This is a genomic window from Microbulbifer sp. ABH2_005, assembly GCF_056160005.1.
The window spans coordinates 754,393-772,366 of sequence record NZ_JBSWWI010000001.1 but is presented as its reverse complement, the minus strand read 5'-3'; the positions used below and the strand labels follow the sequence as shown (position 1 = coordinate 772,366).

Annotated in this window: 14 protein-coding genes; 8 read left to right on the top strand and 6 right to left on the bottom strand. The window is 49.2% G+C overall.

The genetic code is table 11. From position 1 onward, the window contains the following. Positions 1–5: 5 nt before the first annotated feature. Positions 6–515 carry a GNAT family N-acetyltransferase gene (locus ACXAFI_RS03295; protein WP_475107667.1) on the bottom strand — a complete coding sequence of 170 codons (510 nt, stop codon included), beginning with the start codon at positions 513–515 and terminating at the stop codon, positions 6–8. A gap of 162 nt (positions 516–677) precedes the next feature. Continuing rightward, the gene (locus ACXAFI_RS03290; protein ID WP_475107666.1) at positions 678–896 is read right to left on the bottom strand and encodes a hypothetical protein; all 219 of its coding nucleotides are present in this window, start codon (positions 894–896) and stop codon (positions 678–680) included. 135 nt (positions 897–1,031) lie between these two features. Between ACXAFI_RS03290 and can the strand changes: the two genes are divergently transcribed. From can to ACXAFI_RS03270, 4 genes are all read left to right on the top strand, one after another. Then, a complete protein-coding gene (gene can / locus ACXAFI_RS03285; protein ID WP_152454666.1) occupies positions 1,032–1,688 on the top strand; it encodes a carbonate dehydratase in 657 nt (218 codons plus the stop codon). A 108-nt stretch (positions 1,689–1,796) separates the two neighbouring features. Continuing rightward, positions 1,797–3,464 carry an FAD-dependent oxidoreductase gene (locus ACXAFI_RS03280; protein ID WP_475107665.1) on the top strand — a complete coding sequence of 556 codons (1,668 nt, stop codon included), beginning with the start codon at positions 1,797–1,799 and terminating at the stop codon, positions 3,462–3,464. 105 nt (positions 3,465–3,569) lie between these two features. Next, a complete protein-coding gene (locus tag ACXAFI_RS03275; RefSeq protein ID WP_444919859.1) occupies positions 3,570–4,082 on the top strand; it encodes a flavin reductase family protein in 513 nt (170 codons plus the stop codon). A 201-nt stretch (positions 4,083–4,283) separates the two neighbouring features. Then, the gene (locus ACXAFI_RS03270) at positions 4,284–5,015 is read left to right on the top strand and encodes a glycerophosphodiester phosphodiesterase (RefSeq protein WP_475107664.1); all 732 of its coding nucleotides are present in this window, start codon (positions 4,284–4,286) and stop codon (positions 5,013–5,015) included. A gap of 160 nt (positions 5,016–5,175) precedes the next feature. Here ACXAFI_RS03270 and ACXAFI_RS03265 read toward each other — a convergent pair whose 3' ends face one another. Both ACXAFI_RS03265 and ACXAFI_RS03260 read right to left on the bottom strand, forming a co-directional pair. Continuing rightward, positions 5,176–7,797 carry a TonB-dependent receptor plug domain-containing protein gene (locus ACXAFI_RS03265; protein ID WP_475107663.1) on the bottom strand — a complete coding sequence of 874 codons (2,622 nt, stop codon included), beginning with the start codon at positions 7,795–7,797 and terminating at the stop codon, positions 5,176–5,178. 376 nt (positions 7,798–8,173) lie between these two features. After that, entirely contained in the window at positions 8,174–9,718 is a 1,545-nt protein-coding gene (locus ACXAFI_RS03260; RefSeq protein ID WP_475107662.1) for a M20/M25/M40 family metallo-hydrolase, read from the bottom strand. Between the two features lie 735 nt (positions 9,719–10,453). Between ACXAFI_RS03260 and ACXAFI_RS03255 the strand changes: the two genes are divergently transcribed. Beyond that, positions 10,454–11,083 (top strand): DUF2799 domain-containing protein, encoded by a 630-nt coding sequence (locus ACXAFI_RS03255; protein WP_475107661.1) that lies wholly within the window; start codon positions 10,454–10,456, stop codon positions 11,081–11,083. Between the two features lie 336 nt (positions 11,084–11,419). Here the strand turns inward: ACXAFI_RS03255 and arfB are convergent, their stop codons facing one another. Beyond that, positions 11,420–11,827, bottom strand: a complete 408-nt coding sequence (arfB, locus tag ACXAFI_RS03250) for an alternative ribosome rescue aminoacyl-tRNA hydrolase ArfB (protein ID WP_475107660.1) — start codon at positions 11,825–11,827, stop codon at positions 11,420–11,422. Positions 11,828–12,264: 437 nt separating this feature from the next. On the opposite strand from arfB, the gene ACXAFI_RS03245 reads away from it, so the two are divergent. From ACXAFI_RS03245 to ACXAFI_RS03235, 3 genes are all read left to right on the top strand, one after another. Next, positions 12,265–14,622, top strand: a complete 2,358-nt coding sequence (locus ACXAFI_RS03245; protein ID WP_475107659.1) for an autotransporter outer membrane beta-barrel domain-containing protein — start codon at positions 12,265–12,267, stop codon at positions 14,620–14,622. 130 nt (positions 14,623–14,752) lie between these two features. Continuing rightward, positions 14,753–15,271 (top strand): GNAT family N-acetyltransferase, encoded by a 519-nt coding sequence (locus tag ACXAFI_RS03240; RefSeq protein WP_475107658.1) that lies wholly within the window; start codon positions 14,753–14,755, stop codon positions 15,269–15,271. A 213-nt stretch (positions 15,272–15,484) separates the two neighbouring features. Next, complete coding sequence (locus tag ACXAFI_RS03235; protein ID WP_152454676.1) at positions 15,485–15,775, top strand: DUF1540 domain-containing protein; 291 nt, start codon at positions 15,485–15,487, stop codon at positions 15,773–15,775. Between the two features lie 86 nt (positions 15,776–15,861). Here the strand turns inward: ACXAFI_RS03235 and ACXAFI_RS03230 are convergent, their stop codons facing one another. Continuing rightward, positions 15,862–17,577: an AMP-binding protein gene (locus ACXAFI_RS03230; RefSeq protein ID WP_475107657.1), complete on the bottom strand. Its 1,716-nt coding sequence runs from the start codon at positions 17,575–17,577 to the stop codon at positions 15,862–15,864. Positions 17,578–17,974 lie beyond the last annotated feature (397 nt).

The following is a 17,974-nucleotide window of genomic DNA, read 5'->3' as shown; positions in this document are numbered from 1 at the left end:
AAAGCTCAAAGGTACCGTTGCCAAAATTCTGCCTGACCAAATTCTTCTTCTAAGGTGTAGGGTTTGAAGCCCACCCTGCGGTAAGCATTCTTTGCCGCAAGATTTTTTTCCAACACCTCCATCGTCAGTTTGCAACACCCTCTCTTTTTTGCCTCTTGCGCCACAAAATCTATCATTGCGGCACAAACGCCCTGCCCCCGGGCACGCTCGCTGACGATAACATCGTGAATGTTCACCAGGGGCATACACGCAAAAGTCGAAAAACCAGTAAAACAATTCACCAAGCCTAAGGCTTTATCATCGTCATAGGCCAATACACTGAAAGCACCGGGAAAATCCGCGAGTTTAGATACCAATTCATTGCGGCACTGCTCCGGTAATGGACCCCCGCCACCAAAGGGATGACGGGAGTATTCTTCCATTAAAGTAATGATGTCTTCAGCATGGCGGCGGTCTGAATAATTCGCCAGAACCACGCGAACTGCAGTGGAAGTCTCCTGGGTAACCAAGGCCATTTTTATTTCTCCGAAATTTTTTCTGCTGGAAAAGCGCGCAACGGCTCATTGGACCCTATGTAAACAAATTTTTGATAATTTGGCGATTAATACTCAAAATTTAAGTTGGTCGAGCTTTCCGCTCATTTCTTTCTTTTCTGGAATCCAACAGAGAAGAGAAAATCAAACCAAGGGCTCCCTTTCCAGCTCTTGATTAAGTGGAATATCCACCTCGCCCGCAGCATCAACAACATCTATCTCTTCAGAGTTAGAGAGGTAGCCACGCAAGCGGGTTCGCCGGGCCTGCAGCTGTCGCATACGCAAACGGTGCCGATCGACAAATCCAGAACGCACAGATCTACGTTGTCGTCTGCTGGGACCCGAGTGATTTCGCCTCGCCATTATTCTTCCCTTTATAAGACCCAAACCTAAAAACTAGTCATCCTTGAGGTTAGTTCAAACCCCCTTGGCCCGCAGGAATAAAGTCGCTATCCTGCCAACATAATGTCCAATTGGTCATCTCAGGATACAACAGCATTGCACCCGCTAGATCATCTCTTAAAAAATAACCACCACTGGTCCGAGGCCACCCGCAAGGAAAACCCGGACTTTTTCCTCAAGCTGTCCAAGCAGCAATCACCAGAATATCTTTGGATAGGCTGCGCAGATAGCCGCGTGCCGGCTAATGAAATTGTCGGCCTGCTGCCCGGTGAACTGTTTGTACACCGCAACGTCGCCAATGTAGTGGTGCATTCAGACCTCAACTGCTTATCTGTTTTGCAGTACGCCGTAGAAATTTTGAAGGTGAAGCACATTATTGTTTGCGGCCATTACGGCTGTGGCGGTGTACAGGCGGCCCTACACAACGAACAGCTCGGTTTGATCGACAATTGGTTGCGCCACATTCAAGACGTGCGCGACAAGCATCACACTCTGGTCGACCTATTCCAGGAGCAGCAGCGCACTGACCTACTATGCGAGCTCAATGTCCTTGAGCAAGTCATCCATATTTGCCAGACCACAATCGTGCGCGACGCCTGGCGCTCAGGGCAGCCACTCTCCGTCAACGGCTGGGTCTATGGATTGAAAGACGGCTTGGTACACGACCTGGGAATATCCATTCGCCACCCCGGAGAGATCGCCGACGTTTATCAGAATGCGCTGGCCACTATTTCCCAAGGCAATAACGAATAGCAGCGCCCTCCTACAGTCTCCCTTATATTTGCCTAGGGTCTGTTAACAATAAGTACCCAACCCCGGCTGCCTTAACAGCCGGAGACTGCCAGTTAACGCGGGGGTGCCATGCCTAAATATCGCCAGTGGGAATGCCAAAACTGTGGCTGGATCTATGATGAGGCCAAAGGCTGGCCGGAGGACGGTATTGCTCCAGGCACCCGTTGGGAGGATATCCCCGAGGATTGGTGCTGCCCCCAGTGCGGTGCCAGTAAACAGGATTTTTCAATGCGCGAGCTGGGTACACCGGAAGGTGGCGCAGCTTCCCCTGAAACAAGCCCTAACTCCCCTTCGCCATCCCATAAAAGCACCTTCACTTTTCGCATTTGGGAGTGCATGGTTTGCGGATGGGTCTACGACGAAGCACAGGGCTGCCCGGAAGAGGGCATAGCGCCCGGCACCCGCTGGGAGGATATCCCGGAAGACTGGTGCTGCCCGCAATGCGGTGTGGGCAAGGAAGACTTCGATATGGTGCTGGTGTCTTCGGCACCAGAGCAAATAAAAAGCGACAAAGAACCGAGCCATCATAAAGCCCCCACGGCCCCCATGGAAATCCGGGCCCCACTGGTGATTATCGGCACCGGCCTGGCCGGATATAACCTGGCGCTGGAATTCCGCAAACACGACCGCACCACCCCCCTAATGCTGATCTCCAGTGACGATGGCACCTTTTACTCGAAGCCCTTATTGTCCGCTTCTCTTTCCCATGGCAAAACAGCCCAGCAATTATGCCAAGCCAGTGCCGAGGAAATGGCCCGCAGGTTGAACGCGCAAATTCTGGTGCATACCCATGTCGTTTCTATATCTCCCCATTCCAGAGCACTGACCCTGCGGCAGGAAGCCGGGGGCCACACAGCAGACATCCATTACGACCGACTGATATTGGCCACAGGGGCCCAGTGCCGCAAACTGCCAGCTATCGCTGGTGATGCCCACGCGCGGCTATTTCGAATCAATAACCTGACTGACTACCATCGCTTTCGCACCGCGCTCGTCGGGTGTCAACGGGTGCTATTGATGGGCGCAGGTCTCATAGGCTGTGAATTTGCCAACGATTTGGTGCAAGCTGGCTTTAACGTAACGGTAGTTGACCCACAAGACTGGCCCCTCGTCTCTCTGCTGCCAGAGGCCGCTGGTCGCGATCTTCAGGGGGTACTGAGTGATAATGGGGTGCGTTTTAACCTGGGCAGGTCCATACGTTCACTGAGTCACAGTTCAAACGGCATTGAGGCCAAGCTCGATAACGGTGAAATATTAGAAGCTGATATTGCCCTGGCAGCATTGGGCCTGGAAGCCGATACCACTTTGGCCGAAACTGCGGGACTCAAAATTCAACGGGGAATTACCGTCGACCGAAGCTTACAGACCAGTGACCCATATATATTTGCTATCGGCGACTGTGCAGAACTGGAAGGCCACCAGCTCTTTTATGTCGCCCCTCTAATGACTTGTGCCCGCGCACTGGCGCTAACTTTAAGCGGTGAACCCTGCCCTGTACGCTATGGGGTTATCCCCGTTGCGGTTAAAACGACACTGCGCCCAACTACCGTATGCCCACCCCAGCCAGATGCCGAGGGCAGCTGGCAAATTTCTTCTGACAATGAAGGCGTCTGTGCCGAGTTTCGCAATAGCCATGGGGAACTGCTGGGCTTCGCCCTAACAGGTGCTGCAATTGCAAAGAGAGAGCGGCTCGCCAGCGAATGTGCGCCACTTATGAACAATAAGTCATTTGAATAGCAGTATTCGAACATCTTTCACTAGCTTGCGAGGCAAGACGCGCAATCAGTACGCTTTTGCCGTAAAATGGTCGGCTAGCACAGTTTTTGTACAAGCAACCATCGTATGTCGACAGAAAGAAGCCCTATTATCACGCCTTCCCCTCAACAAAGCCGCCTGTTGCGCGATACTCTGGGGCAATTCGCCACCGGGGTCACAGTGATTACCACTCGGGATTCGGAGGGCCAACCTGCGGGAATGACCGCCAACAGCTTTAATTCTGTATCCCTAGACCCCGCTCTAGTGTTGTGGAGTATCGACAAACAGTCTCTAGGCTATGAGGCCTTCACCACCCGCGAACACTTCGCCGTACACGTACTGCGCGCTGACCAGCAGCACGTTTCCAACCTGTTTGCCGGACGTGGGGCTGATAAATTTGGACAGATTCAATGGAAAGAGGGCCCCGATGGCATACCTCGCCTGGAAGAGTGCGCCGCCTATTTCCATTGCCGTCGAGCCCAATGTATTGAGGGCGGTGATCACACCATCCTATTGGGAGAGGTACTGGAGTTTTGCGCTTACGGCGGCGAACCCCTGGTTTTCCACCGGGGGCGCTACCGCGCCTTGGCTGGGGAATAGGAATCTATAGAGGGATTCCACAGGCAATTTTTCAAAGAGGGCCAAGGGCCCTCTTCCTTTATCCTGTTTCTATTCATTAAGTCTGTACAAAATATTTCGAATCCTACCGAAGTTTGCAGCCGATAAACTTTGGTAACCCAATCATCCCATCGTCATAATTCCATGACAGACTCAAAAGATTCTCCGGGGAGTTTAGCGACAGTGAATCCAGGCACTCTTTTTTGCTTCGCCCATCGTGGATACCAGCTTCGAGCCAGTGAAAATACCCTGCAGGCCATAAGCCAGGCTCTGGAATTAGCCGTCGATGGTATTGAAATTGATGTCTGGAATATCGGCGGACAATTGCTAGTTACACACGATAGGCGCTTGGGAAGGCTGCTTTCCGGCAACGAATTGATAACCGATCTTCACCCGGATACTTTACGTGAGCGTACCTTACCCTGTGGCAACAAAATTCCGACCCTACGGGAAGTATTGGAATTAGTCGGCAGCAGTGCCCAACTCAATATAGAGATCAAGGGCCCCGACTCAGCAGCGCTGGTAGCGAAAGAAATCCGAATGTTCGTCAGCGACGAAGGAGCGAGCTTCGAACAATATATTGTTTCCTCTTTTGATCATCGCCAGCTGCACGAGTGCTTGCATCTAATACCAGAGGTGCGCCGCGGTGTTTTATTCAGCGGTATTCCTTTGGATCTGGCCGCGAGTACAGGGCCTCTCAAAGCTTACTCATTACACACCTGCCTGGATTTTCTCGAGGCCGATTTGATCGCCGATGCGAAACGCAGGGGTTTAAAAAACTATGTTTTTACCGTTAACAACCCAGACGACTTATTACTGCTAGCCACTCAGAGGGTGGATGGTGTCTTTACCGATGAGCCACAAATAGTACTGGACTTCAATACGCAGGTTCTTGCGGGTGCAAAATCCAGCTGAGGAATTCTCTCTAATGAGGGTAATGAATCAACACCAAAAAACCCGGCATACGCCGGGTTTTTTGGTGTTGACAATAAGAAGCTATAGAAAAGCTAGATTGGCAATGATCATCCTTTAAAGAAGACTAAGGAAATCGCCCCAATCAAAACACTCTGTCTCGTTAAAATTCTGCACTCGCACGCAGATACCAGAAGCCTCCATTAAAGCCAAACGGTGAAGTTAGAGCGTGACGCACCCCTAAATACTGCAAAGTACCATCTTGCTCATCATCAGGCTGTACATCTAAAATATTTTCACCACCTATGGCTAATTTATAATTCTCATAGAGGGTAAAAGTTGCCTCTAAATCCACCAAAATTTCACTACCGTAGCTGTAGGTATCCGAAGCGTCACCTGGCCCAAACAAACCACCAGTAGACTCCCAATCACTATAACGGTTCAGGCGCAAATAGCCGCTAAATATAGCGCCAGTATCAATATCAAAAGTCAGTGTGGTGCGGTCACTGGGAACCTGATTTTCCAGATCAAAAACTCTGGAGGCATTAATAGTATTGGCAGCGACATTACTCACTTCCTGCTTATTGTGATTGTGGCGTAAATCCACAACCAGTAAATTGCCTGCCAGCTCAAAGTCACTGGTAATGGCCAGATCGATACCGGAGACTTCTGAATCGTATGCATTGACAAAATAGTTGGCATTGCTGCCATTTAAAAGCTCCGCATTTTCAATTCCTGCACCAAGTAATAAATCAATCTCAGCGGTCCCTATCGCGTTGCTGCGTAAAGCCAACCGATCCTCAATATCGATATTGTAATAATCAATAGTGATGTTGGTATTGTTAAACGGCGCAAACACGGCCCCCAAAGTAAAGCTGGTAGACTCTTCCGGGCTTAACTCCTTCGCCCCCAGGGCCATCGCTATCGGATGATTCACTGGGTAGGTACCATTAGGAATTAAGTTACCGCTGGAGTCCGCCGTAGTGGTGACATTGAGGGTGTTCACCTGCCCAGGTGTTGGGGCACGGAAGCCGGTATTCACAGTGCCACGTACGGCTAAGTTTTCATTGATGTCGTATCGAGCTGAAAGCTTCCAGTCTGAAGTAGATCCAAACTCATCAAACTCTTCGATGCGCACTGCTGCACCAAGTGTCAGTGCATCCGTTATATCAGCTTCAAGGTCGATATATGCGGCAATACTCTCACTACTATAACTACCTACCGCTTCTGAGGGAAAACCTTGGAACCCATCCGAGCCCACGCCAAAATACATCGCAGTGGGGCCTACTTCTGTGGATGCGGCATCGCCGGCACCAATTGAATAAGTTTCTTCTCGCCATTCCGCACCAAAAGCGATATTCAATGGCGAAGCAAAGGCGGCGATATCGATGGGTTTCACAAAATCTGCATTGAGGCTGGACTCTTCCTGGGTGAGAGTACCAGGTTTAAAGCTAGTGGGTGACAATAACCCAAGACTGGGGTTAATAGAGTCTTTTAAAACATATTCTACTTCGTTCTCTGCAACCCGAGCGCGCAGATCCCAGGTTAAACCATTTTGAAATTCTCCACGAGCACCCACAACAGCGGAAATATCATGAATTTCTGCTCCAAATTGCGGGTTGTAGCCACCGGGGAACTGGGAATAAATTGGGTTACGCAATACATAGCCGCTGGGGCTGGAGTCATCTGCTACCAGATAATCAGACGGATTTAAGCCCTGACCGACAATATAATCAATCAGTGACTGTGGTGCCGGATCTGGAATATAGTCGATACTATCTGGATTGCTGGGGTCATTGGGCATATCAACCTGCAAAGTACCCCGAGCGGTGAACTCGTATTCAGGATCTAATACAGGACCGCGATAAAAGAAGTCAGAAATAGTTTCATTCGTGGAATAACCGAAGTTTCCGTACAGTTCCACATCGTCGTTGATATCCAAACCGCTGTTGGCAAAGAGTTTTAAAGCCTCCACATCTGGGTCACCCCAGCGTTGGCCAAGGCCATCTAATGGCACCAGATTTTCACCAACTACAGAGCCCACAAACGCTGCATCTGGACGAGCAACACTTCGCCAGGTTTTATCTGCCTTTGAATATTCCACCGTGGCATTGACAAAGCCCTGATCAAAAAGGCTAAAACCTGCATTGGCGGCAAAAGAATTGCGGGTACCATCTCCCTCAAAGTATTCACCGGTCTGAGCGGACAGCCCAAAACCCTCGGCATCATCCTTTAGGATGATATTAACCACACCAGCAATAGCATCAGAGCCGTACTGGGCCGAAGCACCATCGCGCAGTACTTCCACCCGTTCGATAGCCATGGATGGCAGTGTGGAAAAGTCCACCGCCTGGGCCCCCTGGTTTACAGTGCCCAGAGGAGCGAGCTGCAAGTTCACCAGGGCAGAACGGTGCCGGCGAGTGCCATTGACCAATACCAAAGTCTGATCTGGGGATAAATTGCGCAGAGTCACCGGTCGAATAAAAGCTGTACCATCGGCGATAGGAAAACGCTGGGTATTAAAGGATGGAGCAATTTTTGCCAGGGATTCGGTGAGATCGAAGCCTGCTTGATCCACCAGCTCCTCCCCTCCCACAACATCGACCGGGGAAAGCGTTTCTGTTGGGGAAACCCCTTCCTTCCGAGTACCGGTAGTAATCACCTCTTCCATTGTACGATCATCGGCAGTCGAGGCTTTTTCACCTCGATCCTGAGCAAAGGTACCTGGAGCCGTTAGTGCGACAACGATTGCCAACGATAATGGTTTTAGCAAATGGGTTTGCATATTGCCCGTCCTCTCTTCTCATTATTGATATGGACAGCACACCACCTGACACCCCAAGAAGTGATGCACAGTAATTTACACACGCAAGTAAAATAACCGAGCGCTCTTTCTTATGAGGGAATATGTCAGCTCGCCTCAATGATTAAAATTTTGGCCTCAGCGCAAATGCTTCTAAGCTGTTGGCACTTCCCCTCAGCTGATTAGACAACAGTTACTCAAGAAACCAAAACTCATGGCGTTTAAATTTATTTAAAACAATAGCTGACACACCCAGCTAGCAGTCATTACTGCCAGGTATGCCATTTCTCAGACTAAAAGTAAAATCAAGAATGGAATTAAAATGCCCAGGGTGAGGTTTACCCCGGGCGCTCGTTGATTATTGTGGGGTATAGGTGACATCCAACTCAAAGCTAGAAGTCTGCCGGCTGTATCCGCGGACCATGATATAAGCCTCGCTATCACCAGTTGGCACTTGTAACGTGCAATTTTCGGCAGAACCATTGTCGTAGGGCCGACAATCATAGTAACGCCAGGTTGGAGCAGCCCCAAATCGCACATATAAATCTGCGTCATTTGTACCGGTCATATCCGCCACAAAGCTGGTGCCGGGTGTTACGCTAAACGGCCCGTAATGCTCTTCACCTCCTCTCGATACACTACCGGAGAAACTTTCAGTTTGCTCCTGGCCGGGATCTGGGTCTGGATCAGGGCCGGGATCATCACCAATCGCTCCCTTAGCCAACTCTGCCACATAAGCTGCCGCCAGCTTGCCAAACTTCACGGCATGGTTGGCATCGCCGCCGCTATTGGCCAGGGTGTCGTTGATAGTATGGATGTAGGGATTAGAACCATTAAAACTGGCCTCAAAAGGGAAGGAAGCCGCAAAGCCCTGGTCATGCCATGAGGCATGATCGGAACAGGCATAGCCACAAGTAGTCGTGCCGACGCTGAGGTTACCCTGGTAAGTCTGCACCAGATCTTTCAGGAAAGCATTCTGTGAACTGTTTGTGTAATCACCAATAATATAGATGTCACTATTGGAGCCGTAATAGTTGGTCATATCTAACTGCATAACGCCAACCACATTTTTATTCTGGCTCTTATAGTCCGAAGCAATATCATCAGAACCACGCAGGCCAACTTCTTCGGCCGCATACCCCATAAATGCCAGGGTTTTCGCCGGTTTATAGCCTGTTGCCACAATGGCATTCACCACATCGGTCAGAGTCGCGATACCCGAAGCATCATCATCAGCACCCGGCGCCCTGGTGCCCTCTCCTGTACTCCAGCCAACGGTGGAATCCAGGTGTGCTCCCAGCACCACGATTTCGTCGGGGTTTGTTTGCCCCTGAATCGTGAGAATAACCGAAGGCTGTGCCCAGCTATGGCTATAGAGCTGCACCGAAGCATCACTGCGAGAGCTCGTCAAGGCCTGCCATTTGTCCCGAATCCACTCAGCCGCATCGACGCCTGTAGAAGTGGTGTAATAGCGATTGGTAAAGTTGGAAAGGCTGGTAATTGTCGTGCGAATATTTGCTTCAGAGATTTCTGCCTGCAGGGCATTCACAACATCCGCATTATCAATGGTGTAGCTGACAATACTCGACACAGTATTAGCCAATGGGGAAAGCTGAGCATTTTGCGCCTCCTCTAAAGAATCATGCACCATAAAGCCACCGCAACGATTGTGGCTGTTATGCATTATTGTAGAAATATCGGATAAATTATCTTCATTTACCTTCAGTATGGTTATACCGTTGCGCTCTCCTTGTGCATCTAGAGCCTCTTTAGCCATTAACGCACTGTTTTTTTTCAAGGATTGATAACCATCGCTGCCGATCGTTATCCATAACTCCTGTGCCAAAATTGTACCGGGCACAACCAGCAACCCTAGTAGCGATGTACAAATCATTTTTTTCATTATCTTCTCCACATTGATTGATTCTCCCTGCGCAAGCCGGCAATTCCCCAAGAAATACAGGAAGACATCAAAGACTCATGCAAAATCCTTGCACAAACTGCAAGATTAAATGCCGGCAATATTTGAAAAACCCATAAAAACCGATCTTAAAGACGCAACCTGACTCAAGAGGATATGCTGCAAGACATATGGATTTATTTTTATTATTTAAATTTTGGAAAGCGCAGTGATTAACAGATATAAAAACTCAAAAAAATCAAAAAAACCAGCACCAACAAACGAATGGTACTTGAACAATTTAGCACCATTCCCAAAAAAACAAATAATAATTTTTAAGACTTAAGAGAACTTAAAAAACACTGGATAGACAAGTATTGCTATTGGAAATATATAAAGAGAAAATCTAAGAAAAATGAAATCCAATAAGGAGATATTAGAAAAGACTCTCGCTTGATAGCCATAATAAAGATAGTTAGATTAGTAAACCTTGTTTATCCTCCTGAGTAACCCCCTTTACCTTTGCATAAAAAGCGATCACCGCATAATTTGTTCTGTTCTCAGTTGTAGATACTCACAGTGTTGTTACACCATGCCGATGAGATCTAGGTGCCGAACGACCACTAAGCGAATTAATGACTCCAATTGATGCAGATTGGCCTCTTATTGGTTTTCTTCAGCTCGCAGTCAGGTTGATTCCTGTAAACTGCCCTTTTCTCCCAATCACAGGAAGTAGCAGTGAAGCTAAGATTTGGAACCCTCTCTCTAATCACCCTGATCTTCTTGAGCGCTGGATGCGCCACCATGAGTGAAGATGAGTGTCATGTAGCTGACTGGCAAGCACTAGGTTATGAAGATGGAGCCGAAGGAAGAGCACTAAGTCACATGGGTAAGCGGCGGGAATCTTGCGCTAAGTATGGTGTTCAGCTCAACACCAGCACCTACCGTATTGGTCGGGATGAGGGCCTGGAGCTATTTTGCACAGAACTGCGCGGCTTTTCTGAGGGGCGCTCAGGGGAAAACTACGCCGGCGTCTGCCCAGCAGGCCTGGAAGGACTCTTCTTAAAGGGTTATGAAACCGGCCGGGATCTTTTTGTTGCCAAAAGTGCAGTAGAGGAAATAGAGGCAGCTATCCACGATCGGGAGCTTGAGCGCGAGCATCTATTAGATGATCTGACTGAATTAGGTACCCTGCTGGTGGGAGATGAGGCTACACGAGATGAGCGAGTTTCAATGCTAGCCGACATTGCGCGCTTTAAAGTACGCCACACGGAAGTAGGACTGGAGATTGACGACCTGAGGTTCGAGCTGGCGCAAAGGCGTATGGAATACCAAAATTTGCTAGCTAGATCCCCCTACCCTCAATAAAAAACTGCATTCAACTGGGCAGAATAATCTGGCATCTGGCATCTGGCATCCAATTACTTTGCGAATATTTCCTGGCCACCTGTAATAGATGCCAAGCAAGTATCATAGGGTTTTGAGTGCGCAATTTACTCTATTTTCCTTTTGTGCAAATTTTTTCCGTGTAGCCTTACATAATTTATTTATGAATTTACTACGCTAGTGAGAGCACTTTTGTACATCACAAGTTAATACCGGCTCCTAGCGACTATAAGCTATCGATGGGTAATTGTCTTCAATTACCCAGACTCGCTATACAAAAATTACTATAGAAAAGTTACCTAAAAACCCTCTTCCGATTTAATCCCTGATCTTTCCTCGCATAGCTTTTACTTGCGAGCGGCGACTTTTACTTTGCAAACGCCGCTCCTTTGCTCCCCGGCTGGGTTTCGTTGCTATGCGCGGCTTATGCACTCTAGATACCTGTTCAATCAACTGTTGCAGGCGCTCCAGGGCATCCGTTCGATTCTTCTCTTGGGTGCGAAAACGCTGCGCCTTAATAATCACAATGCCATCGGCAGAAACTCTTTGGTCCCGCAACTGTAACAGCCGGGATTTTATTTCCTCTGGAAGTGAGGATTTTTTGATGTCAAAGCGCAAGTGAATCGCACTGGAGACCTTATTTACATTCTGGCCTCCCGCCCCCTGAGCACGGACAGCACTGATCTGCACATCAGCCGGATCGACCTTTAACCGGGCATTTAACATATTTTCAGGTCCAAGATTTAATCCATATCTACCAGGGAGAATACCCATATTTTACCGGAACTCCCGATTCATTGGGGAGAAATACCTTGCGGTACTCGGGTACCTGTCACTCAGGTGAAAACACTTGCCCTCCCTCAAAATAAATCGCACCATGCAGCGAGTGATTAAAAAGCTGTAGCGCATTTACCTAAAAACAATCATTCAGTACTATTGCGCCACTTTGTAGCGTGCCTCAAGGCCACCTCATAAAAGAGGTGACCAAGCAGCCAGCCACTTTACCCGTGACTTATTTTATTGTTCGGGTCAATTCGCTAGTATTGCCGAGCTTCCTTGAGGTACAGGAACAAAAAACAATAAAAGATGCACGCCCAGTTGTTTCCTCTGGATTCCTCCCGATGTCTCCGCGGGTGTGCGATTACCGCGACTAGGAGAAAACCATGCCCAACGCCAAGCGCAGCCTTGCGGCGGCTATTGCACTTGCATCCCTCACCAGCGTTTCTGCAATTGCAGAAGAATCGGCCTTCAGCCAGGTTATTGCTTTTGGTGACAGCCTCACCGACTTAGGCAACTACGATGTATTCACTAATGGTGGCGATGCGAACGATATCGCTATTAATATCCTGTCTCAGAATTTGGGGCTGGGTTCTTTAGCAGCATCCTGTGCTGGTATGCAATCTTCTCTCTGCCTACCCAGTATTGACCCTGCATTGATGACTGACCCCGCCAAGCTTGAAGCAGATGTTTCGCGACAGGTTTTTAACGGAGTCAATGAAGCAGGGTCTGTATGGGCTGTTGGTGGCCACAAAGCTGCTGACGTACTGATGAATATTATCGGTACCGAGAACTACATGGCTTTCCTTCAAGCTAATGGTTTAGACCCTGACGTCAATCGACATAATCTTCTTAGCGCTTTTATGCCAGCTGTAGATGCCGAAGGAAAACCAGCCTACCCAGACCAACAATTGGCCGGCTTGCTAAAACAGAAGTTAACCGAAGCTGGGACCTACGCCGCTATGGCAGAAGCCGCGAAAGCGCAAGGTGATTTAGTCGCTGCAGCCGGGTATCAGCAACAAGCATTAGCAGCCAAAGGCGAGGCTGATCAAGCTCTAGAAGAATTAGGCACTAATGGCAACCCACACCCTCTGGGTAGAGGTTACTTAGAAACTACTCTTGGAACTGCCGATGGGAACGCCCTTTACTGGGTAAATGGTGGTGGCAACGATCTGCTCACAGGCTTCAAGAAAGTCTCTTCTGGTGATATGACCATGGAAGAGGCCACTGCAGAAATTGGCGTCGCCTCTGCAATGATGGCAACGGCAGCTAGCGCACTCTCTGGTGCCGGTGCCAACTATATATTGGTATCTAATGTTCCAGATATCAGCAAAACTCCAGCTATATATGCAGGCGTTTATGAGAAAGTTAACGCTGAGTTGACTCAAGCAGTTGCTGCGGGCCAAATGACCCAAGAGCAAGCTGATGCAGCTTTGCCTGCCGCTATTGATGAAGTGCTGATAGAGGCCAGCAAAGCCTCTGAAGCCTTTAACGCCAGCCTGCTAGCCCAAGCTAAAGATATCGACGGCGTGCTGATGGTGGACCAGGCTGGCCTGCTTAAAGTCGCTCTGAACAACGCCGGTCAACTGGGCCTGTCTGCCGAATTCGATCAAAGCCAATTCTGCTATGACGGCAGTGGCGGTGAATGCATCGAGCATCCTGTCTACGGTATTAGCCAGGACACTGCCGACGCTTCCAAGCTGATCTTCAACGATACCGTACACCCCACCCAGGTTGGCCAGCAGGTTCTCGCCGACTACTACACCGCTATTGTGAATGCCGCCCAAGTGGCCGGCCAGCTTCCGGACATTGGCGCCCAGGCTGCCCGCACTCACATCAATACCTTGGATGAAAATCTGGTTGGTGTTCGCTACAGCCAGGCTCAAACTGCGGTCTTCGCTGGTAGCGTTTTCGGTGATATCGACTACGACAACAGCTTTGCTGCGGATATGAGCGGCGATAGCAATGCCAATCTGATCGGTATGACCTACGCCCTGCGTGACAACCTGGAGCTGGGCTTCGCGGTTAGCCGCTCCGACATCGATGTGGATAATGCCCGTTCCGATATCGAGTCCACCTCCACCAACTACAGCCTGTTTGGCCGCTTCCATCACGATGTCTTCTTCGTGGAAGGTAGCATGACTCTGACCGATGTAGACTTTGACCAGGTAAACCGCGCTCTGACCCTCGGCAACAGTTTTGCTTCCGAGCTGGAAGGGGATACCTCCGGTGAGAACACTACTCTGAGCCTGACTGTTGGTGCCAACCTGTTCAGTGAATCCAGCTACCAGCTTGGTCCCTTCATTGGAGTCACCCGAGCTACCATGGAAGTTGACGGTTATACCGAGAAGGCTATTGAAAGCTTTACTTACACCGATACTCAAAGCAATGAGTACGACCCTCTGGGTATGAACTATGGCGACCAGGAGCGCGACTACAATACACTGCGCTTTGGTGCCTTCGCCAACAAGAGTTGGAACACCGTCAATGCTTACGCTCAGATTTGGTATGAAGATACCAACGGAACTGATGACGACACCCTTGAGGTTGGCGTTAAGTCCATGGCAGGCAACATGAATGCTATGCCTAGCTACTCCAGCGTCGATCAGGGCCTCTTCGATGACGGCATGGGCCTCATTGCCGGTATTCGCTGGCAAGCGGCTGATTCTCTCGCATTGAGTGCCAATGTGACCTCACGCCCCGCGGCTGAGCAAGCTTCTGTCAATGTGACCTACCGTTTCTAATCCGGCTAGTGCTTGACAGTGTGCCCCCTCAAGGGGGCACAACTTTCTAGAACCCCCTCCCTGCCCCCTCCCAATAACCTCGCCAAACACAGTTTCCACAGGCAAAATAAACGCCTTCAGATTTCCCTGAATGGCCAAATTCATGTTCCAACTCAACACGCCTAATTTAATACTGCGTGAGCTCCGTGAATCCGATGCTGAATTAATCCTTCAACTTCTAAATGATGCCGATTTTTTACGAAATATCGGCGATCGAAGAGTCCGCAACCTGAAGCAAGCACGCCAATATATCCAAAGTGGCCCTATGGCGATGTATCAAGAGCATCAATTCGGCCTCTATAAAGTCTCACTTCCAGACGGCACCGGAGTTGGCACCTGTGGACTGATCAAACGGGATGGACTCGAAGATGTGGATATTGGCTTTGCTTTTCTGCCGGAGTATCGGGGAAGGGGTTATGCACAGGAAGCCGCCCGAGCGATTATGGATTATGCCCGCGGCCAACTGGCACTGAAACGCATCGTCGCTATAGCGCGCCCCGATAATACCGCCTCTGTAAAACTTCTGGAAAAAATAGGCTTAAAAGCCGAGGGAAGAATTACTTTGCCTGGCGAAACCATGGAGTTGCTATTGATGGCCTGGGAGGCCTGAACTATCAGTAATTCGCAAAATCTATAAAAAATGTTGTTTATAGTTTCAAAGGTAATTTGATCCTCCCACCAGACTAACAGCAGTAAGGACAAGAATTTTTCGCCACCACATTGATTTATACCAATGCTAAATACCTTATGAAATCTATGGTTTCTCATTGACAGAGGATGGGGCTGAACTAGTCTCCAACTTACTAACCAGGAGAAGACAGCCATGATTATCGCGACAGATATGCCTGAAGTGAGCAGATGTGCCGCAACTCAATGCGCATACAATGCCAACGACGCCTGCCATGCCAGAGCTATTACTATTGGTGAAGGCGCGGACCCGGATTGTGACACTTTCTTCACTAATTCCAGACACACCCGTAGTTCCCGCACCGCCGGTGTTGGCGCCTGCAAGATGGAAGACTGCAAGTTTAATGATGACTTCGAGTGCTCCGCAGATCGCATAGAGGTCGGACGCAATGGCAACTCAACAAATTGCCTGAGCTACACCCACTGAGCTGACTACTTTAAATAGTAAGCCCTAATAAAAAAGCCCGATAACAACTTGCTATCGGGCTTTTTAGCCTTAGAAATTAGGCCACCTCAATCCACCGCCTGCAAATCTGGCTGAGTTTTTTGTGGAGTTAAAGCATCTCGAGATTCCCAAACCACCCCCTGGGTATCAGCATGTTGCTTAAACAACGGCTGATAATAGGATTCCAGCACTTTTCGCTTAATTTTAAGTGTCGGAGTCAGGAACTCATTGAGAGGGGTCCATTCCTCTTTACAGATAAAGATTGCACGAATGCGCTCATGGTGTGGCAGGCGTTCATTCACTGATTCGAGCACACGCCGAAGCTGTTCATTGACGTCAGCTCTCGGCAGCTTTTCCGCAGACTCTGACAGGGTTGCCAACATCACCGGTTGATCCATACCATGCCCCAACACACAAAGTTGTGCCAGAAGGGTTTCATTACCAAAATGTCCCTCCAACAAGCTGGGCTGGATAAACTTGCCTTTACTGGTTTTAAAGGTTTCTGAGATGCGACCGGTAATATGAAGCAGCCCCTTCTCATCGATGAAACCTGAATCCCCTGTGTGGTAATAACCATCACGAATAGCTTCAGCGGTTTTCTCCGGCTCTAAATAGTAGCCTTTCATCAGAGAGCCACTCTTGAAAAGAATTTCACCCTCATCAGAAATTTTTACCTCGCAACCGTGATATGGCTTGCCTACAGTGCCCGGTACCGGATCCTCACCTGGCATAACAAAGCAGCCATAGATAAAGTTCTCTGTCATCCCGTAGCCATCGGCTATCTGCATACCCATGCGCTCATACCAGCGCAGCAACTCGATAGAAATTGGCGAGGCCCCACTTACCAGCATTCGCGCTTGATCCAATCCGAGCCCGGCACGCACCTTATTTTTCAACCAGCTATTCAAGCCAGGGATGCGCAGCAATACATTTTGCAACGCAGGCGGAATCTTCTCATCAATTCCCTCCTTAAACTTGGTCCACAGCCTGGGAACCGAGAAGAACATAGTCGGCTTGGTACGCTGCAAGTCTTCCAGGAAGGTATCCAAGGATTCGGGAAAGTGGACTGGCGTACCCGAGTAGAGGCAGTGGAATTCCACCAGAATTCGCTCGGCGGCATGGGCCAAGGGTAAATAGGAGAGCACACGGTCGCTCTCATTGAAGCCATAACCGCGGATCATATTAGGCACAACAAACACCACGGATGACCAGGTGTGCATCACACCCTTGGGGTTACCGGTAGTGCCAGAGGTGTACATGATAGTGAAGAGGTCATCCTCAGCAAAAACAGGACTCTCTTCATAACGCTCATTAGAAGCAATAACAGCTTCGAGTTCTTCATTACAATGTATTTCACAGCGCTGTATTGCCACAGAAGGTAGGGTGTCCGCAACCTCCTGTAGGGCGGCGTTGTTATCGGTCGCCCCACAAAATAGCAATTTCGATTCGGAGTGCTGCAAAACATAAGACATAGAGGAGGCGGATTGCCCCGGATACAAAGGCACGCTGACCATACCGGCGAGCATGATACCCACATCGACAATAATCCAGTCGGCACAGTTCTTACCGTGAATAGCAATACGATCACCGGGTTCGAAACGGCTGCGCAGGTAGCCGGCGATACGCCTGGCCCTATCCATTACTTCACGCCAAGTATAGTCCTGCCACTGACGACGCTGCATCTGTCGAAGGAATACCGTTTCTGGCTCTTCGGCCTCTCTCTTATAGAGAAGCTCTAAAGGCTGCAGGCCCTTAACCTTCTCGTATCGCTCTTCCGGGGTCATCGCTTTCTCTCTCATTATTGTGTTTATAGTGGTTTGATACTGACCAGCACTACAGGAACCTGTACTCAGGTACTCGCAACAGCTTAATTCCAGATAACCGGCTCATTAGACCGCAAAAATGAATCACCTTTTTAGTGCGCTTTAGTACGCTCTGACCAGCCCCTTTCTTTGAGTGAGAGCTGCTACAGAAATGAGGGCCAATCCCGGCTTATCGTAATTATTTGGCCTAAAGTTACTGAATATGTCCCTCCAGTGCAATTCCCAGACACCAAAGTAAGGTATACCACCCACACAAGAGTGTAGACTATATAGTCTAATCGCTGAGAAGGTTATATTGGTCCGCCTTTTTAAAAGATTAGGAAAAAAAGTATCTACAAATCCTTGATTTAAAGGTATA

Excerpts from the sequence above, each read along its gene's own strand:
- ACXAFI_RS03295 (WP_475107667.1), bottom strand. The coding sequence starts at position 515 with ATGGCCTTGGTTACCCAGGAGACTTCCACTGCAGTTCGCGTGGTTCTG.
- ACXAFI_RS03290 (WP_475107666.1), bottom strand. The coding sequence starts at position 896 with ATGGCGAGGCGAAATCACTCGGGTCCCAGCAGACGACAACGTAGATCT.
- ACXAFI_RS03280 (WP_475107665.1), top strand. The coding sequence starts at position 1,797 with ATGCCTAAATATCGCCAGTGGGAATGCCAAAACTGTGGCTGGATCTAT.
- ACXAFI_RS03275 (WP_444919859.1), top strand. The coding sequence starts at position 3,570 with ATGTCGACAGAAAGAAGCCCTATTATCACGCCTTCCCCTCAACAAAGC.
- ACXAFI_RS03265 (WP_475107663.1), bottom strand. The coding sequence starts at position 7,797 with ATGCAAACCCATTTGCTAAAACCATTATCGTTGGCAATCGTTGTCGCA.
- ACXAFI_RS03260 (WP_475107662.1), bottom strand. The coding sequence starts at position 9,718 with ATGAAAAAAATGATTTGTACATCGCTACTAGGGTTGCTGGTTGTGCCC.
- arfB (WP_475107660.1), bottom strand. The coding sequence starts at position 11,827 with ATGTTAAATGCCCGGTTAAAGGTCGATCCGGCTGATGTGCAGATCAGT.
- ACXAFI_RS03245 (WP_475107659.1), top strand. The coding sequence starts at position 12,265 with ATGCCCAACGCCAAGCGCAGCCTTGCGGCGGCTATTGCACTTGCATCC.
- ACXAFI_RS03240 (WP_475107658.1), top strand. The coding sequence starts at position 14,753 with ATGGCCAAATTCATGTTCCAACTCAACACGCCTAATTTAATACTGCGT.
- ACXAFI_RS03235 (WP_152454676.1), top strand. The coding sequence starts at position 15,485 with ATGATTATCGCGACAGATATGCCTGAAGTGAGCAGATGTGCCGCAACT.
- ACXAFI_RS03230 (WP_475107657.1), bottom strand. The coding sequence starts at position 17,577 with ATGACCCCGGAAGAGCGATACGAGAAGGTTAAGGGCCTGCAGCCTTTA.